Annotated in this window: 19 protein-coding genes; 6 read left to right on the forward strand and 13 right to left on the reverse strand. The window is 51.2% G+C overall.

Going from position 1 to position 20,572, the window contains the following annotated elements; translation table 11 throughout:
- Positions 1-7: 7 nt before the first annotated feature.
- The 3 genes from J7L64_07720 to J7L64_07730 all read left to right on the forward strand — a co-directional run bounded on the left by J7L64_07720 (position 8) and on the right by J7L64_07730 (position 1,689).
- Positions 8-265 carry a hypothetical protein gene (locus J7L64_07720; protein ID MCD6452229.1) on the forward strand — a complete coding sequence of 86 codons (258 nt, stop codon included), beginning with the start codon at positions 8-10 and terminating at the stop codon, positions 263-265.
- 6 nt (positions 266-271) lie between these two features.
- Entirely contained in the window at positions 272-796 is a 525-nt protein-coding gene (locus J7L64_07725; GenBank protein ID MCD6452230.1) for a metallophosphoesterase family protein, read from the forward strand.
- A gap of 125 nt (positions 797-921) precedes the next feature.
- Positions 922-1,689, forward strand: a complete 768-nt coding sequence (locus tag J7L64_07730; protein MCD6452231.1) for a 3',5'-cyclic-nucleotide phosphodiesterase — start codon at positions 922-924, stop codon at positions 1,687-1,689.
- Here J7L64_07730 and J7L64_07735 read toward each other — a convergent pair.
- From J7L64_07735 to J7L64_07770, 8 genes are all read right to left on the reverse strand, one after another.
- Positions 1,686-2,579 carry an ABC transporter permease gene (locus tag J7L64_07735; protein MCD6452232.1) on the reverse strand — a complete coding sequence of 298 codons (894 nt, stop codon included), beginning with the start codon at positions 2,577-2,579 and terminating at the stop codon, positions 1,686-1,688. The two genes, J7L64_07730 and J7L64_07735, sit on opposite strands and share 4 nt — an antisense overlap.
- Positions 2,579-3,238 carry a cell division ATP-binding protein FtsE gene (gene ftsE, locus J7L64_07740; GenBank protein ID MCD6452233.1) on the reverse strand — a complete coding sequence of 220 codons (660 nt, stop codon included), beginning with the start codon at positions 3,236-3,238 and terminating at the stop codon, positions 2,579-2,581. The genes J7L64_07735 and ftsE overlap by 1 nt, the downstream gene beginning before the upstream one ends.
- Positions 3,235-4,044 carry a hypothetical protein gene (locus J7L64_07745; protein MCD6452234.1) on the reverse strand — a complete coding sequence of 270 codons (810 nt, stop codon included), beginning with the start codon at positions 4,042-4,044 and terminating at the stop codon, positions 3,235-3,237. Before J7L64_07745 ends, ftsE begins: the two co-directional genes overlap by 4 nt.
- Positions 4,045-4,156: 112 nt before the next feature.
- Positions 4,157-5,608, reverse strand: a complete 1,452-nt coding sequence (gene gatB / locus J7L64_07750) for an Asp-tRNA(Asn)/Glu-tRNA(Gln) amidotransferase subunit GatB (GenBank protein ID MCD6452235.1) — start codon at positions 5,606-5,608, stop codon at positions 4,157-4,159.
- Between the two features lie 71 nt (positions 5,609-5,679).
- Complete coding sequence (locus J7L64_07755; GenBank protein MCD6452236.1) at positions 5,680-6,267, reverse strand: HAD family hydrolase; 588 nt, start codon at positions 6,265-6,267, stop codon at positions 5,680-5,682.
- A gap of 1 nt (position 6,268) precedes the next feature.
- Complete coding sequence (locus tag J7L64_07760; protein ID MCD6452237.1) at positions 6,269-6,739, reverse strand: hypothetical protein; 471 nt, start codon at positions 6,737-6,739, stop codon at positions 6,269-6,271.
- Positions 6,740-6,784: 45 nt separating this feature from the next.
- A complete protein-coding gene (locus tag J7L64_07765) occupies positions 6,785-9,307 on the reverse strand; it encodes a DEAD/DEAH box helicase (GenBank protein ID MCD6452238.1) in 2,523 nt (840 codons plus the stop codon).
- Complete coding sequence (locus tag J7L64_07770) at positions 9,304-10,212, reverse strand: prenyltransferase (GenBank protein ID MCD6452239.1); 909 nt, start codon at positions 10,210-10,212, stop codon at positions 9,304-9,306. The genes J7L64_07765 and J7L64_07770 overlap by 4 nt, the downstream gene beginning before the upstream one ends.
- A gap of 202 nt (positions 10,213-10,414) precedes the next feature.
- On the opposite strand from J7L64_07770, the gene J7L64_07775 reads away from it, so the two are divergent.
- Complete coding sequence (locus tag J7L64_07775; protein ID MCD6452240.1) at positions 10,415-11,539, forward strand: aminotransferase class V-fold PLP-dependent enzyme; 1,125 nt, start codon at positions 10,415-10,417, stop codon at positions 11,537-11,539.
- Here J7L64_07775 and J7L64_07780 read toward each other — a convergent pair.
- Genes J7L64_07780 through J7L64_07795 form a run of 4 tightly spaced genes read right to left on the reverse strand, consistent with a single transcriptional unit; the run spans position 11,536 to position 15,741 of the window.
- On the reverse strand, positions 11,536-12,246 hold the full coding sequence (locus tag J7L64_07780; protein MCD6452241.1) for an amino acid racemase: 711 nt from the start codon (positions 12,244-12,246) through the stop codon (positions 11,536-11,538). The two genes, J7L64_07775 and J7L64_07780, sit on opposite strands and share 4 nt — an antisense overlap.
- Entirely contained in the window at positions 12,243-13,187 is a 945-nt protein-coding gene (locus tag J7L64_07785) for an SDR family oxidoreductase (GenBank protein ID MCD6452242.1), read from the reverse strand. Before J7L64_07785 ends, J7L64_07780 begins: the two co-directional genes overlap by 4 nt.
- A 17-nt stretch (positions 13,188-13,204) precedes the next feature.
- Positions 13,205-14,632 carry an undecaprenyl-phosphate glucose phosphotransferase gene (locus J7L64_07790; protein ID MCD6452243.1) on the reverse strand — a complete coding sequence of 476 codons (1,428 nt, stop codon included), beginning with the start codon at positions 14,630-14,632 and terminating at the stop codon, positions 13,205-13,207.
- Positions 14,632-15,741, reverse strand: coding sequence for a glycosyltransferase (locus J7L64_07795; protein ID MCD6452244.1), 1,110 nt, complete (start codon positions 15,739-15,741; stop codon positions 14,632-14,634). Before J7L64_07795 ends, J7L64_07790 begins: the two co-directional genes overlap by 1 nt.
- Positions 15,742-15,891: 150 nt before the next feature.
- On the opposite strand from J7L64_07795, the gene purH reads away from it, so the two are divergent.
- A complete protein-coding gene (purH, locus tag J7L64_07800; GenBank protein MCD6452245.1) occupies positions 15,892-17,472 on the forward strand; it encodes a bifunctional phosphoribosylaminoimidazolecarboxamide formyltransferase/IMP cyclohydrolase in 1,581 nt (526 codons plus the stop codon).
- Positions 17,473-17,527: 55 nt separating this feature from the next.
- Here purH and J7L64_07805 read toward each other — a convergent pair whose 3' ends face one another.
- Positions 17,528-18,586: an RDD family protein gene (locus tag J7L64_07805; protein MCD6452246.1), complete on the reverse strand. Its 1,059-nt coding sequence runs from the start codon at positions 18,584-18,586 to the stop codon at positions 17,528-17,530.
- Positions 18,587-18,725: 139 nt separating this feature from the next.
- Between J7L64_07805 and J7L64_07810 the strand changes: the two genes are divergently transcribed.
- Entirely contained in the window at positions 18,726-20,501 is a 1,776-nt protein-coding gene (locus J7L64_07810) for a DUF885 domain-containing protein (GenBank protein ID MCD6452247.1), read from the forward strand.
- The last annotated feature ends 71 nt before the right edge of the window (positions 20,502-20,572 follow it).

Genomic DNA, 20,572 nt, shown 5'->3' on the forward strand with positions numbered 1-20,572 from the left:
TTACCTAATGGAAGAAGAAAGAGAAAAAGCGATAAAGGAGGAGAATAAAAAGATATTCTATCTCCGGATGTTGGTCGATCTTACCACCAATATCCTCTATCAGAGCAACCTACCCCTATCTGAAGCCCTCGAATTGGTTAAAAGCACGAAGGAGGCTGCCCTGAAGCTCTTCCCGGAAAAGGAGGGAACCTACGAGATAATCTATCAGTCCCGGTTTAACCGTATCCTCAAGGAGCTTTACGGCTATCCCAAAGAAGAAGTGTAAGAAAGAATGGAGAACCAGATAAAGCTGGGGGTGATAAGTGACACCCACGGGAATGAAGAACTTCTCACCCTCGCCTCCTCTTATCTCATCGATATTGTCTCCGTCAAAAAGATATACCATCTGGGTGATAATTATTATGATGCTGATCCCCTCTTAAAAAGGGGCATAGTCCTCCTGCGGGTACCCGGTATCTTCGAGGAGGGGTATATCAGAGGAACCCTTCCCAAAATAGTGAAGGATGAGGTCCTGGGAAAGAAGATCGTCCTCGTTCATCGGCTCGAGGACTTGAAAGAAGGGGGCGATGTGATACTCTACGGTCATACCCACAACTTTGCCCTTTATGAGAAAGAAGGGAGGATATTTATCAACCCGGGGCATCTTAAGGAGAAGAGCCATAAAGGGAGGGAAGCGACCTTCGCCCTCGTAGAACTTACCTTCTCATCACTTAATGCGATCATCTATAACACCCGCTACCAAGAGGTCTTACGAAAAACCTTCTATTTTAAGCGACCTCCTCATCTATTGAAATAGAACATCAATTTTGAGTTAACCGCTGTAAAGGTGAAGACATTCTTGACTGAAGGGTAAATCTATGTTATTATGGTATGGTTTTTACTTCAGGCTCCGGCATTAAAGAGACCTCTCAAGGAAAAAGGATGAACTTCCGGGTCCTTGGCTGTTATGGCGGTAATATGCCAGGAAAATTTACCACCTCTTTCCTCCTCGATGAGGAAATAGCTATAGATGGGGGCGCCATATCATTGGCTTTGACTCTTCCGGAACAGTTAAAACTCCGTTATGTCCTCCTCACCCATACCCACATCGATCACACCTATTCTCTCCCTTTCTTCGTCGACAACATCTTCAGCCGGGCGAAAGAGAGGGGGATCAAGATAACTATCTATTCTCACAAAGCTGCCATTTCTGCTTTGAAGGAGCACTTATTCAACAACTCCTCTTGGCCCGATTTCACCCTCATCCCTGAGAAGAACCCTCTCTTAAACTTCGTCGAGATAAAAGAGAAAGAGGAGTTTCGCATCGGAGAGTTCACCGTCACGCCAATCTATGTAAACCACATCATCCCCACGATGGGTTTCTTGATAGATAAAGGGGATAAGACCGCCATCTTCGTCGGTGATACCAAAGCTACCAAGGAGATATGGAAAGAGGCAAATGGGAGAAGGAAGATAGACGTCCTCTTTATTGAAACCTCCTTCCCCAACAGACTAAAAGAGCTCGCTGATAGAAGCGGTCATCTCACCCCTATTGGGCTCGCTGCCGAGCTTGAGAAATTTCAGCATAGACCGCGGATCATCGTGTACCATCAGAAGCCGGAGTATATCAAAGAGATAGAAGAAGAGCTTTCCGCCCTCGGAAACCCGGAGCTCGAGCTTGCCCGTCAGGGGGCTACCTATCGCTTTTAGATCTTAAGAAGTCCTCCCAAAGAGAAGAAACTGGCTATCATCCCCACCATTCCGCCTCCTGCTATTATCCCCAAGATCGCTTTTTTTGAGAGGAATGTCGCCACTAAGAACTCGGAGATAAACGACGAAGCGAGATAAGGACGAACAAAGTGGTAGGAGAGGAAAAGCAAGAGAAGGGCAAACGCCCCAGCGAGAACCCCCTGAACCATACCTTCAACCACAAAGGGACCCTTGATGTAGGCGTTTGAGGCACCGACCAAGCGCATTATCTCGATCTCCTCCCTCCTTGCGTAGACGAGGAGCTTGATCACATTGGCGGTAGTGGAGATGGCAGCGAGGACAAGCACCCCGCCGAAGAAGATGCCCGCCAGTTTAAGAAGCCCAATGACCGCTTGAAGCCTCCTTATCCAGGTGAGATCACAAGCGACCTCATCCACTCCGGGAAGGCGAGAGAAGGTGCGGATGAGGTCCTCGACAAACTCCGGCTTCTGGTATTCTGGGTCTATTGCTATCTCAAAAGAGGCGGGGAAGGGAACCTTTCCCAGATCGGAAATAAGCGGAGCGAGGCTGGGGAAAAACTCCTTGAACCGGGCAAGCGCTTCCTCCTCCGAAATGAAGCGATAGCTGGCGATGATCGGGCTTCTTTTTATCCTCTCCTCGATCTTAGCGATTTTTTGCTTCTTTAGCCCCGGCTTGAGGAAGACATTCATCTGAACCTCCTTCTGCCAGCGATGGGCGATCAAGGAGAGGTTCGCATTGAGCAGGAGGAATATACCCACCACATAAAGGGAGATCGCCATAACCGAAATGGCAAGTAGATTTGCAGACTTATGTTTTACTAAACCGGCAAATCCTTCCTCGATAAAGTAAAAAAGGGCACGAAACATCATCAACCTCTATAGGGAACGAGCCGCCCTTTATCCAGGGCGATGACCCGACGGTTGAGAAACCGAATGAGAGTGGGGTCGTGAGTGGCGACCACCACCGTGGTTCCCTTCTTGTTTACCTCGTCGAATATCCTCATAATCTCGAGGGACATCTCCGGATCGAGATTGCCCGTCGGCTCATCAGCCAGGATAAGGCTCGGGTTATTGACCAACGCCCTCGCTATCGCCACTCGCTGTTGCTCCCCCCCGGAGAGCTGAAGGGGATACGCCTTTAATCTATCCTGCATCCCCACCATCCGAAGAATATGGTAGGCGCGGTGCTTTCGTTCCTTCAAGGGGACACCGAGCACCTTGAGGACAAAGGTAACATTATCGAAAACCGTCTTGTGGGGAAGGAGCTTGAAATCCTGAAACACTATCCCCATCTCCCGCCTGAGGAAAGGGACCTTTCTATTCGGGATCGAGGCTAAATTCCTCCCCGAAACCAGGATCTGCCCCTGGGTAGGGAGTATCTCCCGATACACCAAGCGGAGGAATGTCGTCTTTCCCGCCCCACTCGGTCCGGTTAGGAAAACGAACTCTCCCTTTTCTATGTGGACATTTATATCCCTAAGGGCAGGGGTCTTCCCATAACTCTTATAGACATGAAACATCTGGATCATCGGAACTCACCCCAGTCGCCTGAGGTTTCCTCCTCGTCAAGCCGACGAAGGAGCTCCTTAGCCCTCGCCCTCTTTCTCAAATAGGCGATGAGGAACAGGAGAGTAATAAGAGAGAAAATACCGAAAGCGCTCGTCACCGTAGGCATCCATTTATACCAGAAATTAAGGCTCAAAAGCCATCGCTCCTCAAACCTCTCGGGCGTCTCCCCGAAAGCGCGGTAAAAGGCAGTCCTAAAATCGTCCCCTTCCTTGAGATAGCGGAGAACCCTCCTTATTCCCTCCTCACCCTTCTTGTCTCTAAGATAGAGGAAGAAACTGAGCGCCTCAGTATAAGCGAGCCTCGCCCGCTGATAGTCCTCGGGAAAGGAAGCCTTGAGCTCTCCTAAGGGGATGAGCGAGTGGAAGATCAGCGCCCGGGAGAGAAGATAGCCGTCGTCAAAGCTCCACTCCTTAGCCTGCCACATCGCTACCGCTTCGTTGAACCAGGTAGGAAGGGAATAATAGTTCGCCCCGAGATATTGATAAAGGAGGAGGTGGGTAAGCTCATGGCGGAAGATGACGATGAGCCCCTTATGCTCCAGATCGGAAAAGGAGGCGGTGCGGATGACGATCAGGTTCTGACCCAGCGAGGCGAAACCCGCTGCCCAGCCGGGAACCCCTATCCTCTCCTCCCGTCCCTTGTCCTCAGCGAAAGGAGGGAGGATCAATACCCGAACCTTGCCTGGAGGTAGGGCTCTCATCCCTATTCCTCCAGCGATCTTCTTCAGGATGGGGATCGACTCCTGCTCCAAGGTTCTTTCTGCCAACTTGCATTCCTCGGGATAACGGAAGATAAAATAGACGTTCTCCCTTTGCGCTAAGTTTCCACCCTGAATAAGGGCAAAAAAAGCGACTATGAAGAAAACCACCTTGTCCCTTTTACGAGGGCTCCCTTTTCTTAAGCTCTTCCTCAAGGAGCCTGTTCACTATCTCCGGATTTGCCTTCCCCCGTGATCTCTTCATCACCTCGCCGATGAAGAAGCCGAAGAGGCCCCTCTTCCCCCTGTGGTAGCGGGTTACATTCTCCTCATTCGCCTCGAGCACCTCGACGACCATCTTCCTTATTTCATCAGGATCGTTAACCTGAACCCACCCCTTCTCCCTTACTATCTCCTCCGGGGAGCGTCCCGTCTTATACATCTCGGAAAAGAGGCTCTTTGCGATCTTCCCGCTTATCACCTTCTTATCGATGAGCCTTATCATCTCTGCCAAATGAGCCGGGGTGATGGGGCACTCCTTGATATCGATCTCATCCCGCTTGAGCTCCCGTAATATCTCCCCCATTATCCAGTTAGACGATGCCTTTGGGTTTCCAGAGAGCTTAGCGCATTCCTCGAAGTAATCAGCCACTCCCTTATCTACGGTGAGAACCCCAGCATCGTAGGCTGGAAGGTGATACTCCTTGATGAACCGCTCCCTTTTCGCCAGCGGGAGCTCAGGGATCGTCCGCTCAATCTCCTTGATCCATTCTCCGCTCACCGATAAGGGGAGAAGGTCTGGTTCCGGGAAGTAACGGTAATCGGGTGACTCCTCCTTGGTGCGCATAGGACGGGTCTCCTCGCGATCAGCGTCCCAGAGCCTCGTCTCCTGCACCACCTTTCCCCCCTGAGAGAGGATTTTTCCTTGCCTTTCTATCTCGTAGGCTAACGCTTTTTCCACCCCATGGAACGAGTTCAGGTTCTTAATCTCGGTCTTGGTCCCCTTCCCCTTTGATCCCTTTGGGCGAAGGGAGATATTGGCATCACAACGGAGACTGCCCTCCTCCATATTGCAGTCCGATACCCCAAGGTATTCGAGGATCATCTTGAGCTCCCTTAGGTAACGATACGCCTCCTTCGGGGAGCTCATCTCCGGTTTGCTCACGATCTCGATCAGGGGAACACCCGAGCGATTGAAATCGACATAACTCTTACTCCCGCAATCAGGGAAACCCTCGTGCACCAACTTTCCCGCATCCTCCTCAAGATGGAGTCGTTCCACCCCGATCCTCTTCTTCCCATCCTCCGTCTCTATCTCGATATAACCGTCCACAGCCAGGGGGCGATCGTACTGGGATATCTGATATCCTTTGGGGAGATCGGGGTAGAAGTAATTCTTCCGGGCAAAGATCGAGCGCTCATTTATCTGGCAATTTAAGGCTAACCCCGCCTTTATCGCGTATTCCACCGCCTTCTTATTGAGAACGGGGAGCACCCCGGGCATCCCCAAACAAATGGGGCAGGTGTTCGTGTTCGGAGGGTCACCGAACCTGGTACTACAGCCACAGAAAAGCTTGGATTTGGTGAGAAGCTGAGCATGGACCTCAAGCCCGATTACCACTTCATATTCCATAGCTTTCCCTCCACTCGATTTAGATGGGCAACGAAAAGATTATACCAGAAAAAGATTATCCGGGGAAGGCTTCAGGAGGAAAGCTCCTCGATAATGGGGATAATCCCCTCCAGGCTATCTACCAGATAATCGTAAGGAACACCCTCAGGGACAGGCTTTCCATTGGTGAGATAGACCGTCTTTGCCCCAGCCCTCTTTCCCGCCAAGATGTCGAAGGCGTAATCCCCCACCACTAAAAGCTCCTCTGGAGGGATGCCAAGTTTCTGGCTCACTGTTATAACCGGCTCCGGGGACGGCTTCGGCTCCGCATCCTCACGGCAGATGACGACATCAAAGGCGAGGCTATACTTGGAAAGGACTATCTCGCAGGAGCGGCGGGAGTTCCTGGTGATGATCCCCGTTTTCAACCCCCGATCAGCAATAAAGAAAAGAAGTTCCCTCGCCCCCTTGTTAAGCTCTGAGTTCTCCGCTGCTTCAAGCTCGTGCCGTTCGAGTATCCCCTCTGCCCTTTTTCTCTCCTCATCCGATATACGATCGAGGTATTCGAGAATGGGTTCATCCTCTGGCATCCCGATCTCTTTCTTTATTTTTTTGAAATCAAGGCAGGGCTTAGTAATGGTCCCATCCAAGTCGAAGATTACGCCTCGAATGCCCCCCATACTACTTCTTTTCTTTCTTATCCTCTTCCTTAGGGATCTTTACCGTTATCTTCTCTTCGCCAAGGAGATGCCACTTCTTCTCCGCATCAAAGAAGATCTTCTCCGACATCCCCTTTAAATCTATCTTCCATTCGTTGTTCTCCTTAAGGAGGAGATACGGCGCCTCATAAGGGGTATTCCTTTTGAAAAGGACGATCGCCATCTTCTCCTTCACCTGGATGAAATACTCCTTGCCGGCGATGTTCTTGTACTCCTTCTTGAGGAGAGAACGGGGAGGTCTATTCCCCTGAAGCAAAGCAAGGGACTCCCGGGTAAGACATTTAAGGTAAGCCTCGACATCTCCTTTCGCTATCGCCCGCTTGTAGCGCTCAAAGGTAATGGCGGGAGAGGAAAACCCCTGACTCAAGGAAATGGCAACTGGCAGAAAAAGGGTGAAAATTACTGTTATCGTTGGTGTCGCTTTCTTCCTCATAGTGATTTTATCTTAGAATCTTTCCTCAATCGTTTCAAGAGCCTTTTATGAACCATCGCCGAAGAACCGAGAAAGGGCGGAAAGGATCTCTTTCTTACTCCCCTTTACTATACGGCAGGGGGGAAGGGAACGAAGGAAGAAAGCGCCATAACTCTTTTCCACTATCCTCCTATCCAAGATGAGGATGGCTCCACGATCGGACTTCCTCCTTATGAGCCGTCCCAGCCCCTGGCGAAATTTGATAACTGCCTGAGGAACCGAGAGCTCAAAGAAAGGGTTTCCTCCCTGGTGCTCGATATACTCTATTCGCGCCTCGAGCACCGGATCGGTGGGAACGCGGAAGGGAAGCTTGGTAAGCACTACGCAGGAAAGCGCCTCCCCAGCGACATCGACCCCCTCCCAGAAGGAATCGGTGGCAAAGAGAACCGAATGAATATCTCGCTTGAACCTCTCGAGGAGCTTATGACGGGGCTCATCCCCCTGTTTAAAGGAGACGATCCCCAATTCTGAAAGAAGAGCCTCAAGGGAGGAGAAAGAGGAAACAAGATGGGAAAAGGAGGTGAAAAGGACAAACGCTCTCCCCCGGGTTATCCTAAGCGCTTCGAGCAGGAACTCATTCACCGCCTCAAGATAACCGGGTACCTTGGGGGAGGGAATATCGACCGGGATGCCGATTATCGTCTGCTTCTCATAATCGAAAGGAGAGGGAAGAAGAAGTTCGATAACCCTCTCCCTGTTAAGGAGGTCAAGCCCCAACCGATCCTTTATGAACCCGAAGTTTCCCCCGGTGGTTAGGGTGGCTGAGGTCATTATCACCGTGCCGAATCGGCTGTAGACCGCCTCCACCATCTCCGGAGCGATAAGGAGGGGGGATGAATTCAGCTCAACTTTTCTCCTCTTCTCGGATACCACCAGCCACCGCACTCGCTCCTCATCCTGAGGGGCAAACCCCTCCTTGATGAGGAACGATGCCTCCTCTACCCTGGTAGCGAGCACCGAGAGATCGATAAGCTGATGGGAAAGCTCCTCCTTCATTTCAGGGGGAAACCGGCGACAGGACTTAGCCAACTTGGTGAGATCATTGGCAAACAGGTTGAGCTTGAGGGAAAGTTCCTCCACCTTCTCTGAAGCGATCCTCCGGAAGCGCTCCTTCGAGGCGATCTTCTCGGTGATCCGAAGCTTCCTCTCCTCACCTCCTTCATCCTTCGCCTCCTCGCGGACGAATGATGCGATCTCATCGAAGACCGAATCAGCAAAATCGATGAGGGAGGAGACGGTGGGGATGAGCTTCTCATCTATCCTCCTTACGATCGCCTCCCCCCCATCAAAGGCGAATCCTGACCCGAGCTTTATGATCTTCCCCCGGAGGAAAGGAAGAACCCCCTTCCCTTCCTTCTTTGGGTGGTAGAGCTTGAGGAGGAGTCTTCGCAACCCTGCCCTGGTGATCCTCGTCCCGAAATAGGAGGTGGCGATATCCTCCAGGTTGTGCGCCTCATCGAGTATCAACCGGTGATAGGCGGGGAGGATGGAGAGCTCACTCCCTGCACCGATCTCCTTTCGTAAGGAAAGATCAGCGAAGAGAAGATGGTGGTTCACCACCAAGATGTCGGCAGAGGCGAGTCTCCTCCGCGCCTTGTTCAGGAAACAATCGTTGAAGTAAGGGCATTTTGAGCGGAGACAATAATCGGATTCCGACTTAAGCTCATCCCACACCGATTGTTTGGGGATGAAGTTGAGATCGGCAAGATCGCCGGTGGAGGTACTCCTCGCCCAAGCTATGAGGGCATTAAGTAGCTCCTTATCCTCATCATCGGCATAGAGGGTGGGTGATTCCCGAACCGCTTCAAGCTTTCTCAGGCAGAGGTAATTCCCCCGCCCCTTGGCGAGCAGAGCGGTAAACTTTATGGGTAGCGTTTCCCCAAGCAGAGGGATATCCTTATGGATGAGCTGTTCCTGAAGGTTGATCGTATTGGTGGAAATGACCACCCGTTCCTCGTTAGTCTTTGCCCAGTATATCGCCGGGATGAGATAGGCGAGCGTTTTCCCGGTGCCCGTTCCCGCCTCGATCAAGGCGATCTTATCCTCGTTGAAGGCAGATATCACCGCTCGCATCATCGCAAGCTGTTCCTCCCTTTCCTCGTATGAGGGGAGAAGCTTGGCGATCGGTCCTCCGGGAAGAAGGAGCTTTGATAGCTCTTCGAAAGAAAGGGGAGTTTTCTCCTTCCTCTCAAAAGGTTCAACCACCACATAAACCTGGGAAAGCTCGTTGTTTACGATAAAGCACCCTACCCCATTGGCACCGAAGCGAGCAGCAAGGGTGAGATCGGCATCGGATGGAGAAAGAACCCCTGAGGGGTGGTTGTGGATGATCACATCGCCGGGCTCAGCCAGCTGAGAGATGGCGGGAACCGCGTCTTCGCTCCCCCGGGCTAAGGGGATTACCTCCACCACCCGTTTTTTCTCATCGGTCCTGCCCAAAAAGAAAACCTCCCGCCCCTCTGCCTCTGCTATCTCCTTCCTCATCCTCGTCCGTGCTTCATCACTTATTAGTTCGCTTAGCCTCCTCATCTTACCCCCTTGGAAAGGAGAAAGCCTACGGCATAAAGAAGCCCCACTGAAAGGTAGAGGAGCATCATCCCTCGATTGGCAGGAAGGAGCCTCTCCCCATCCTCGTAGTTGAGGAGCGTATGTCTAACCACGAAAAAAGCCAGGGGAAGGGGTATTAGGGCGAGAAGCGTCTTCTTGGGGAATAAACCAAGAAAATGGAAAAGGATGATGAGGAAAAAGGCAAAAGCTATAAGGATCGAAAAGAGGATCGCCCCTCCCCTCTTCCCTAACCGAACCACCAAGTTCCTCTTCCCCACCCTATTATCCCCTTCATAATCTGGTATCTCGTTTATCATAAGAAGGGCGGTAATGAGGAGGGAAACCGGTAGTGAGGCGTAAAGGGGGGAAACTTTAACCTCCCCGGCAAATAGATAATATGAGCCGAGAACGATGAGAACGCCAAAGACTACCCCCACAGCGAGCTCCCCCAAACCACGCGAAGCCAGCTTGATCGGAGGAGCGGTATAAAAGAAACCTATAAAAGCCCCGCTCACTCCGAGGAGAAAAACCGGGAGCCCACAGGTGAAGGTGAGATACCCTCCCACAATAAGGGCAACGGCGAACGAGGTAAAACTTATCAGGAGCACCTTCTTAGGAGAGATCAACCCCTCCTTTATCAGACTGCTTCCGCCGTAAAGATCGGTCTCTTCCCTCTTTTCCTTGAGGTCAGCACCGCTTAGGTAATCATAGTACTCATTGGCGCTATTTGCTCCGCCGTGAAGGGCGATCAACCCGAGAATAAGAAGCAGGAAACGCCTCGAACTGAAAGGAAACCCCATAAAGAGGGCTACCGCGGTCCCGAGGATGGCAGGAACGATTACCGCGATGAAAAAGGGGGCTCTTAATACCCGAAGGATGAGAAGCATAAAACCCTGCCTCCTATTATTTATACTCAACCATCAGAGATTATATCTCCATCCCCTTTTCTCCTCAACATAGAAGAAAAAGCGGCTCTTTATGTTCAGAAAATACCAGAACCAAACGAGTAAGAAAAAAACCTACCTGTTGACAAATGCTGAAAATGACCAATATAATTAATAAACCGAAAAAAGGCAAGAAGGTGAAGAAATGGATGAGTTATACCTCTTTAGACGGGAATTCCCGGTAATAGCTCGGTGGTACTACTTCAACCACGCAGCGGTATCCCCCCTTCCCACCAGAGCGAGAGAGAGGATGGAGAAGCATCTCGAGGAGGCAAACCTCAATGGCGCGGTCAACTGGAGAAAATGGGAAGAGATGGTGGAGAAAACAAGGGCACTCGCCGCCAAACTGCTGAATGCCTCCTCCTCGGAGATCGCCTTCGTCAAGAACACCTCAGAGGGGCTCAACTTCGTAGCCCAGGGGATAGATTGGGAGGAGGGGGATAATATCGTCGTTCCAAGGATGGAATTTCCCGCCAATCGCTATCCCTGGATGAATCTGGAGGATAAGGGGGTAGAGGTTCGGTTTCTCCCTGGGGAGAGGATCACCGTCGATGACATCGCCCGGGCTATCGACCCCCGGACCAGGCTCGTCGCCATCAGCTTCGTTCAATACCAAAACGGCTTCCGCGCTCCCTTGGCAGAGATATCGAAGCTCTGTCGGGAGAAGGGTATCCTCCTCGCGGTGGACGCCATCCAGGGTTTAGGGGCGCTCAAGCTCGATCTCTCTGAGACACCGATCGATTTCCTCTCCGCCGATGCCCATAAGTGGCTGCTCGGTCCCGAGGGAATCGGGATATTCTACTGTGCAAAAAGAGCCCTCGATAAGATCAAGGTCCGCTTAGTGGGTTGGATGAGTGTGGAGGACTATTTCAACTTCTCCTCCTTCGAGATGAAACTTCACAATAACGCCCGACGATTCGAATGCGGAACCCCAAACCGGGTGGGGATCGCTGGCCTTTCCGCTTCGCTCGAGATCCTCCTCGAAGCGGGGATAGAGAGGATAGAGAAAAAGATAATAAGGCTCACCGATTGGCTGGTAGCAGAGCTTATGGAGCGAGGCTACCAGGTGGTAAGCCCCCGGGGCGAGGGGGAGAAGTCGGGCATCGTCTCCTTCAAAAGCCCAAAGCATAGGAGCGAGGAGATAGTCTCACTTCTCTTCGAGCACAAGGTGGTGGTTTCAGGAAGGGGCGGAGTAGTTAGGGTTTCCCCTCACTTCTACAATACGGAAAACGACCTTTCTGAACTGCTCAATAACCTACCGAGGCTCTAAGGGGAAAGCGCCATCCTCACCGCCAGCTCGGCGATCACCTCCTTGGGATCGACGAGTAGAACGGGAAGATCCTGAGGCTCGAGGGCTAACGGTACCTCGGTACAGCCCATTATTATAACCTCACTGCCTAAGGCGATGAGCTTCCTTCCTGCCTCGATAAGTAACTTCTTTGCTGGAGGGATATCACCGCTCTTCTTCACATATTGGTATATCGCCCGCATCACCAGCTCCTCCTGGGAGCGTTCGTTCGGGGTGAGGATCTCGATCCCCTTCTCCTCAAAAACGCGGTGATACACTTTGGCTCTTATCGTCCCGGTGGTGGCGAGAAGACCTACCCTCTTTATACCCGGCTTCTCCCTAAGGATGTAATCCCTCGTCTCGATGATCATATTGACGATGGGGATCGCCACCTCTTTTTCCACCTCGGGGAGGAAATGATGGGCGGTATTACAGGGGATAAGGATGAAATCAGCCCCTGCTCGCTCAAGGAGCCTTGCCCCTTCGATGAGATAGGGGACAGGGCTTTCCCCTTCTCCGACTATCGCCTCGGTCCTATCCGGTACCTGAGGATAACTGAAGATTATAGTGGGGATGTGTTCCTGATCGCGGGTGGCAGGGGTCTTGTTGATGATCGCCTGATAGAGGTCGATGGTCGCCTGCGGTCCCATCCCCCCGAGTATGCCGATCACCTTGAACCGCTTCTTCATCTATCGAGCACCGAGCGAAAGTACTTTATCGTCTCCTTAAGCCCCTTCTCCAAGGGGACCTTCGGTTCCCAGCCGAGCTCCTTTCTGGCGGTGGAGATATCCGGCTGACGGACCTTGGGATCGTCCTGAGGTAAGGGAAGGAAGCGGATCTTGCTCTTCGTCTTCGTCAACTTGATGATCACCTTGGCGAGATCGAGGATACTCATCTCATTGGGATTTCCCAAGTTCACCGGCAGATTGTAATCGGAAAACATCAACCGATAGATGCCCTCCACCATATCAGAGATATAGCAGAAACTACGGGTCTGACTTCCATCACCGAACACGGTGATCTCCTCCCCTTTGAGTGCCTGGGTGATGAAATTTGGTATCGCCCGTCCATCGTGGGTCCTCATCCTGGGACCATAGGTATTGAAGATGCGGGCGATCTTGGTATCTATCTTGTGCACTCGATGATAAGCCATAGTAAGGGCTTCAGCGAACCTCTTTGCCTCATCGTAAACGCCTCGAGGTCCAATTGGGTTGACATTTCCCCAGTAGCTCTCCGGCTGGGGATGGACCAGTGGGTCCCCATACACCTCGGAGGTGGAGGCAAGGAGGAAAACCGCTCTCTTCTTCTTGGCAAGCCCCAAGGTGTTGTGGGTGCCCAATGACCCAACCTTAAGGGTTTGAATGGGAAGCTCCAGGTAATCGAGGGGGGAGGCGGGAGAAGCGAAGTGGAGGATGTAATGGATATCCTCCTCGATCCTTATCTCTTTGGTCACATCATGCTTTATAAAAAGGAAGTTCTCCTTCCCTTCAAGATGAGAGATGTTATCGAGTGAGCCGGTAATAAGATTGTCCATACAGATGACCCGATACCCCTTCTTAAGGAGAAACTCGGCGAGATGGGACCCAAGAAATCCCGCTCCCCCGGTTATAAGAACAGTTTTACCTTCCATCGCTTTCTTCCTCAAAGTCAATAAGCATTCCTCTGACGGAAAAGGTGTAAAAAGGTCAACCAGATGATCTTCAGGTCGAAGGTGAGCGACCAGTTCTCAATGTAATAGATATCATGCTCTATCCTCTTCTTAAGGGAAGTATTCCCTCGCCACCCATTCACCTGAGCCCAACCGGTTATCCCCGACTTAACCTTGTGCCGCAACATATATTGCGGTATTCTTTCCTTGAAATCAGTGACGAACTCGGGCCTTTCCGGTCGTGGTCCCACCACGCTCATATCTCCCTTCAGGACATTGTAGAATTGGGGAAGCTCATCGAGGCTATATCTCCGTAAGAACCGCCCCACCCGGGTACATCGAGGATCGTTCTCCTTCGCCCAAACAGGACCGGTCTCTCGCTCCGCATCCTTATACATCGAACGGAATTTATACAGGGTAAATACCCTCCCGTCAAGTCCCATCCGCTTCTGCTTGTAGAACACTGGACCCTCGGAATCGATCTTTATGGCGATGGCAATTAGGGGAAGAAGAACCAGCATAATAATAAGCCCAAAGATGGCGATCACGATATCCATCGCCCGTTTGATAAGGCTTTTCCATCCTCCGAGGGGAATGGAACAGAGGTTTATTACTGGAAGCCCTCCTAACTCCTCCATCTCCGCCTTTAAGGCAATAAACTCCAAGAGATCGGGGATGAGATAGACATCGATCCCTTCCTTGTATGCTTCCTTTATCAGAGTAAGTGTCTTCTCATGGGCTCGAAGGGGCAAAGCCACATAAAGCTTATCTATCTGGTGCTTTTTGACCAACTGGGAAAATTTAGCCAACTCTCCCAAAACCGGGATATTGTGATAGGAAGTAGCTTGTTTCTTCGGATCATCATCGAGGAACCCGATCACTTTCAACCCAAGTTCATCGTGGACGAGTATCCTGTCCGCAAGGGCTCTACCCAAATCACCAGCACCGGCGATAACCACCCGCTGGAGGTAAAGCCCCTTACGCCAAGCTTCCTCCAAATGACGACGGACCGCTCGACGGAAGAGATAAAGGAAGGAAATATCGAGCACCAAGAATATCGCCAAGACGAGCTGTGATATCTCATAGCGAGGAGCAACCTCGGGCTGGTACTGGTAATAAATACGATAATAAAGGAGCAAGCCAAGCATAATCACCACTGAGGCGATCACTCCAATAGCGATGCCGAAAATATCAGCTATCTTGGTCCTCTCCCTTCGAGGTTTATAAAGCCCCTGATAGAAGAATATCAGAGGTAAAATGATCGAGATCAAAGGTAGGAATCTGAGATACTGCGAGAAGGGAGGAACTCCCTTCCATACTGGAAACAGACGAAAACGGATAAAATAAGAGGCGATAAAAGCAAAATTTGTGATCAAAAGATCGCCGGCCAATAACCCAATCTTTATCCAGGAAGGCTGGCGCCGCATTATTTCTCCCCTTCCTTTAAATGACGCTCCCACCCCTCTTTGATGAAAGTAGAAATCCCCTCCTTAAACCTCTCAGGAGAGAAACGGAGAGCGTTCTTCCTTATAACTTCTTTATTAAATCCTAACCGCTGAAATTTGTCAACTGCAGACACCATAGCGGGAACACTCTGCTCAGGGAAAAGGACGCCCGTTTCCTCGGGGATCACTGTCTCGAGTACCCCACCCTTTCCATAAGCAATCACTGGACGACCACAGGCTTGTGCCTCGAGGGGAGCAATGCCGAAATCCTCCTCCGCGGGGAAGATGAGTGCCCGACATCCCCGGTAAAGCTCCCTCAGCTTCTCATCGGACACCCTGCCCAAGAAGCGGATGTTCTCCTTAGCCATCTTTCTAAGACGACGGGATTCCGGTCCCTCACCCACTATAAGAAGTGGAAGACCAAGTTGATTGAAGGTGGCGACCGCTAAGTCAACCCGCTTATAGGGGACAAGGGCGGAGACAAGAAGGAAATAACCACCATCCTCCCCCCCAGGGGTAAAAAAATCGGTATCGACCGGGGGATGGATCACCTCTGCCTCCCTGCGGTAGTATTTCCTTATTCTCCTTTTGACATTCTTCGAAGAGGCGACAAACAGATCCACCCGCCTGCTCGAGGCGACATCCCAAGTCCTCAAGTAGTTCATAAACAGAGGAACGATCTTCCGGGAGAAAAAACCAAGTCTATCCTCTCCGAAATAGTGATGGTACTGGTCCCAGGCATACCTCATTGGAGTAAGGCAGTAGCAGATATGAAGGGAGGAAGGGGGAGAGATAATCCCCTTGGCTACGCAGTGGCTGATACTTATTATTAGATCGTACCCCCTGAGATCGAAGAGCTCCACCGCCGCCGGAAAAAGGGGGAGATAATGGCGGTAGATCCTTGAGGAAAAAGGGAGACGATCTATGAACGAGGTCTCTATCTCCATCCCCTCGATCCTCGGGGTGAGCCTACCCGCGATATAAAGCAAGGTGAAAATCTTGGCATCGGGAAAGAGTTCACAGAAAACCTCGAGCACCCGCTCCCCACCCCGCATTCCGGTGAGCCAATCGTGAATGAGTGCTACCTTCAAACCGAATAATCCCTCCGTTCCCTCCAAACGATCGCAATACCATCATCGATGATAACATAGCGGGAAAACTAACTCAACCGAAAGGAAAGAACTCAATTGCTCCATTAGGGAATAACTGATATAATCGGCTCTCGAGGAAGGGAGAAGAAGATGAGAAGGATAAAACGAGCAATCATAAGCGTAGCCAACAAAAACGAAATCATCGAGTTTGCTAAAGGGCTCTCAAACCTCGGGATAGAGTTGATTGCCACCGGCGGAACCGCAAAGCTCCTAAAGGATGCCGGTATTTCCCTTACCGAGGTTTCTAAGATAACCTCCTTCCCTGAGATCCTCGGTGGTAGGGTAAAAACGCTTCATCCGAGGATATTCGGAGGAATACTGGCAAAAAGGAGTGAAGACTCCCACCTTGCTGAGCTCGAAAAGGAGGGAATAGCTGAAATCGATATGATCGTGGTCAACCTCTATCCTTTTGCCGAGGTAGCGAAAAAGAGAGAAGCCACCTTAGAGGAACTCTTGGAGAATATCGATATCGGTGGGGTAAGCTTGATCCGGGCAGGCGCAAAGAACTTTGAGGATGTGGTGGTGATAGTCGATCCCGGGGATTATCAGCCGATCCTCGAAACGCTGAAGAAGGAGGATGGATTTATCGATATAGAAACGAGGCTCAAACTGGCTCAGAAGGCGTTCAACTACACCGCTGACTACGATGCCCTGATCGCGGAAACGATGGAACGGATCAAGATTGAGGAGGGGAAGGTTAAACTTGGTGAAAAGCCATCCTTCCCCCACACCTTGAGGCTAAGCCTCAGCCTCAAGCAAAGCCTCCGCTACGGGGAGAACCCGCACCAGCGAGCTGCCTTATACATCGAGCGAGGAGAAACACCTCCCTACTCGGTGGTAAAGGCGGAGAAACTCCAGGGGAAGGAGCTATCGTACAACAACCTGGCCGATTTCGAGGCGGCACTCCTCCTCGCCCGGGAGTTCACCGAGCCGGTGGCGGTTATCATCAAACATACCAACCCCTGTGGTGTCGCCATCGGTGATGATATCCTCACCGCTTACCGGAGGGCACGGGAGTGCGATCCGGTCTCTGCCTTCGGGAGCATCATCGCCTTCAACCGGAAGGTCGACGAGAAACTCGCGGTTGAGATCACCTCCACCTTCGTTGAGGGGGTGATCGCTCCAGAAATAACCGAGGAGGCGCGAGCCATCTTCAGCAAGAAGAAAAACCTCCGGCTCCTCAGATTACCAATGGATGACCTCGATCTGAAGGGAGATAAGGACTACAAAAGGCTCGTCGGAGGACTTCTGGTTCAGGACCGGGATGAGCTCACCTGGGACGAGGAGAAGCTCCAAGTGGTGACCAAGAGGAAACCGACCGAGAAGGAGATGAAAGCCCTCTATTTCGCCTGGCGGGTGGTAAAGCACATAAAGTCGAACGCCATCGTCTTCGCCAACGAGAAGCAGACAGTGGGAATAGGTGCAGGGCAGATGAGCCGGGTGGATTCGGTAAAGCTGGCAGCGGAAAAAGCTCGGCTTCCCCTTGAAGGCACGGTCCTCGCCTCCGATGCCTTCTTTCCTTTCAGGGACGGGGTGGATGCCGCCCATCAGGCTGGAGCAACCGCTATAGTCCAACCCGGGGGGTCAATAAGGGACGAGGAGGTCATTGCCGCTGCCGATGAGCATGGGATGGCGATGGTGCTTACCGGGATTCGCCACTTCCGCCATTAGCGCTCTCTCAGATATCAGAAGAACATCGTCGAAGTGAAAACTAAGGAAGGGGAAACTATCTAATTAAAAGCTCTACCCTGGTGGAGGCGAGCTTATCCGGTATTCCCCGAGCTTCAGGATCGGATAGAGTAAAAAGATGGCCAAGAAGGAGGGGAAGCGAGGAGATTAGCCCGCCAAACCAGCGAAGAAAGGCACGGAAGAAGCTCACCCGGTCATAGTCTTCGGACACAACCCTGATTCCAGCTATCATCCTTCCAATGGTCTGGCCCGAGGCAGAGACAAAGAACACCGAATAGACCATATTAATAAGGAGATAAAGGGCAGAAAGAGGTAGGGGCAACTTAGTAAAGAGTTCCAGGGGAGGAACGGAGGTAAGCCTCACCACCCCATAGAAGGCACCCGCAAATAAAGAAGAGCTGATGATGAAATCGATGATGGAGGCAACTATCTTCCCCCGAATTATGAGATCGCGTTCTCCTTCGGCCACCTCCTCAGGAAGGGGAGCGGAGGCGAATGATTCGTCAACTTCTTCCCCTACCTTCTCCATCTCCCCTATTGGCTGGTAGGTATCTAATGGACGATAGTCATCCTTTGGGGAGGGCTTCGGCTTAACCTCTTGAGTTATAGTAGCTTCTAAGAAAGAAGGAAGTTCACCTTCTTTCCCCTCCGCCTTTGGCTCCTCTTTTTTTTCTTCCTGTTTGTCCTCAAAGGAAAGTGGAGGAAGGGGAGGAAGTATTTCTTCCTTCTTCGTCTCCTCCTTTTCCTTCTTCTCCTTAATTTCCTCAGAAGGCGTAGAGGCTATCTTGGCCGCTTCCTCCTTTGCCCGTTTGATCTTGAACTCCTGCCACTCAGGACCAAGGGTCTTTTCAAACTCGCGCTTCCTCCTTATCTCCTCTACCCTTCGCCGTAGTTCCTCTCGCCAATCGCTCTCCTTAGCCCCGGTGGGCATCCCCTTCTCCTTCATCTTCTCTTCAATGGGATAGACAGAGCCTTTCGTCTCCCCGCCACCCTCCCCTGCCGGAGTATCGGTGGGGTTAAGCTCCATCATCATCCCGCATTTCTTGCAGAGGACCTGCCCCTCTTCATTCTCCGTACCACAATAGGGGCACCTCATTGTCGTTATCCTCCTCCCTTTATGGCTGTTTTTTATTTTAACAGGGGGCGAAGCGATGTTCAACCAAAATATTATGGTCGTAGAAGGTAGGGTATGCTATAATAAAAATAGCTTCAATCCAACAAAGAAGGAGAAAAAAATGATTAAAAAGAAGGGTATAACACTCCTTCTCGTCGCTATGTGTCTCCTTCTTCTTTTCTCCTCCATCGGCTGTAAGAAAAGAAAGGTAGAAAAAGAGTTCAACTCCATCGTTAAAGGCTTTTTCGAGGAGTACTTCAAGCTACATCCATCATTTGCAACCTGGTGTGGGGTCCATAAATATGACGCTGAGCTCGAGGACATCTCTCCCGAAAGCATCAAGAAAGAAATAGCCTGGCTCGAAGAGGTAAAGAAGAAGCTTGAAGGGTTAGACAAAGACAACCTTTCCCTCGAAAGTAGGATCGACTACGAGATATTAAAGGATCAGGTGGAGGGAAGGCTTTTCTCCCTGAAAGAACTGAGAGAAGCAACCTGGAACCCCCTTACCTACACCGGGCTTGTCGGCAATTCATTGATGGAGCTCATAAGCCGTGATTTCGCTCCGCTCGATGAACGGCTGATAAATGCCGCCTCCCGAATAAAAAAACTCCCCTTGTTTCTCGAGCATGCAAAGAGCACCCTGACCACCGCCCCTAAGGTGCACACCGAGGTGGCGATAAAACAAAACCAAGGAAATCTTGAATTGGTGACCACGGTCATCCCCGAGCTCGCCAAGAAGGCATCGCCAGATGTCCAGAAGAAAGTAAACGACGCCTCCCGGATGGCAAGGCACGCCATCATCTCCTTTGGAAAGTACTTAGAGGAAAACCTTCTAAAGAAGGCGGATAAGGACTTTAGATTAGGAGAACCCCTTTATCGGAAAAAACTCCGTTACACCCTGGGCGAAGATGTCGACCCTGATGCCCTCCTCTCCTCTGCCAAACACGAGGTGGCGAAGGTTCAGGAGGAGATGTTCGATATCGCCCTGCCCCTTTACAAGGGATATTTCCCGGAGAAGAAGCTCCCCGAGAAGATCAGCCCAAAGGTCAAAAAAGAGGTCATCCGGGCGGTCCTTGCCCAGATCGCAAAGAACCATCCTAAAAAGGAGGAATTAATAGCCAAAGTAAGGGAGTTCGCCACCGGTATTGAGGCATTCATAAAGGAGAAGGACCTCATCACCCTCGATCCCAACCAGCCCCTTATAATCAGGGCAACACCGAAATTTATGCGGGGGGTGGCGATTGCCGGGATGGAAAGCAGCGGACCATTAGAAAAAGCAAAGGTCGCCTCCTTCTTCGATGTCCAACCGATACCCGATGATTGGACAAAAGAACAGGTGGAATCCTACCTCAGAGAGTACAACAACTACGCTCTTCGGGAGCTCATCATCCACGAGGCGCTTCCAGGACACTTCGTCCAGGGCTACTATAACAAACGATGCCCCTCAATGGTGCGGAAGGTTCTCGGCAACGGGGCGATGATCGAGGGATGGGCGGTCTATGCTGAACGGATGATGATAGAAAACGGATATATGGCGAATGATCCCCGGATGCACCTCATCCAGCTCAAATGGTATCTCCGGACGATCGTCAACTCAATAATCGATCAGGGCGTTCACCTTCGGGGGATGAGCAAGGAGGAAGCTATCCGCTATATGGTGGATGAGGCGTTTCAGGAAAAGGCAGAAGCAGAGGGCAAATGGGTTCGTGCCTCCCTTACCTCGGCTCAGCTCTCCACCTATTTCTATGGAGTAAAGGAGGTGCTAAAGCTGAGGGAGGAGTATAAAAAGAAGGTCGGGGTTTCCTTCAAGGTAAAGGAGTTTAATGAAAGGCTCATCTCCTATGGCTCACCGCCGATGAAATACCTTCGAAAGTTCCTCCTCTCTGAAGGGAAGTAGTCTTAGGGGAGGTTCGGCTTAATCCGTTTTTATAAGCCGGGCTTCCTCTCTTATTGACAATGAAGAAGGGA

This window comes from Acidobacteriota bacterium (assembly GCA_021161905.1).
Taxonomy (GTDB): Bacteria; Acidobacteriota; B3-B38; order Guanabaribacteriales; family JAGGZT01; genus JAGGZT01.

What these genes read in the sequence shown, in the direction of transcription:
- purH (MCD6452245.1), top strand. Translation starts at nt 15,892, where the DNA reads ATGAGAAGGATAAAACGAGCAATCATAAGCGTAGCCAACAAAAACGAA.
- J7L64_07735 (MCD6452232.1), bottom strand. Translation starts at nt 2,579, where the DNA reads ATGATGTTTCGTGCCCTTTTTTACTTTATCGAGGAAGGATTTGCCGGT.
- J7L64_07725 (MCD6452230.1), top strand. Translation starts at nt 272, where the DNA reads ATGGAGAACCAGATAAAGCTGGGGGTGATAAGTGACACCCACGGGAAT.
- J7L64_07770 (MCD6452239.1), bottom strand. Translation starts at nt 10,212, where the DNA reads ATGCTTCTCATCCTTCGGGTATTAAGAGCCCCCTTTTTCATCGCGGTA.
- J7L64_07805 (MCD6452246.1), bottom strand. Translation starts at nt 18,586, where the DNA reads ATGAGGTGCCCCTATTGTGGTACGGAGAATGAAGAGGGGCAGGTCCTC.
- J7L64_07765 (MCD6452238.1), bottom strand. Translation starts at nt 9,307, where the DNA reads ATGAGGAGGCTAAGCGAACTAATAAGTGATGAAGCACGGACGAGGATG.
- J7L64_07780 (MCD6452241.1), bottom strand. Translation starts at nt 12,246, where the DNA reads ATGAAGAAGCGGTTCAAGGTGATCGGCATACTCGGGGGGATGGGACCG.
- J7L64_07775 (MCD6452240.1), top strand. Translation starts at nt 10,415, where the DNA reads ATGGATGAGTTATACCTCTTTAGACGGGAATTCCCGGTAATAGCTCGG.
- gatB (MCD6452235.1), bottom strand. Translation starts at nt 5,608, where the DNA reads ATGGAATATGAAGTGGTAATCGGGCTTGAGGTCCATGCTCAGCTTCTC.
- J7L64_07790 (MCD6452243.1), bottom strand. Translation starts at nt 14,632, where the DNA reads ATGCGGCGCCAGCCTTCCTGGATAAAGATTGGGTTATTGGCCGGCGAT.
- J7L64_07785 (MCD6452242.1), bottom strand. Translation starts at nt 13,187, where the DNA reads ATGGAAGGTAAAACTGTTCTTATAACCGGGGGAGCGGGATTTCTTGGG.
- J7L64_07755 (MCD6452236.1), bottom strand. Translation starts at nt 6,267, where the DNA reads ATGGGGGGCATTCGAGGCGTAATCTTCGACTTGGATGGGACCATTACT.
- J7L64_07720 (MCD6452229.1), top strand. Translation starts at nt 8, where the DNA reads ATGGAAGAAGAAAGAGAAAAAGCGATAAAGGAGGAGAATAAAAAGATA.
- J7L64_07730 (MCD6452231.1), top strand. Translation starts at nt 922, where the DNA reads ATGAACTTCCGGGTCCTTGGCTGTTATGGCGGTAATATGCCAGGAAAA.
- J7L64_07810 (MCD6452247.1), top strand. Translation starts at nt 18,726, where the DNA reads ATGATTAAAAAGAAGGGTATAACACTCCTTCTCGTCGCTATGTGTCTC.
- ftsE (MCD6452233.1), bottom strand. Translation starts at nt 3,238, where the DNA reads ATGATCCAGATGTTTCATGTCTATAAGAGTTATGGGAAGACCCCTGCC.
- J7L64_07760 (MCD6452237.1), bottom strand. Translation starts at nt 6,739, where the DNA reads ATGAGGAAGAAAGCGACACCAACGATAACAGTAATTTTCACCCTTTTT.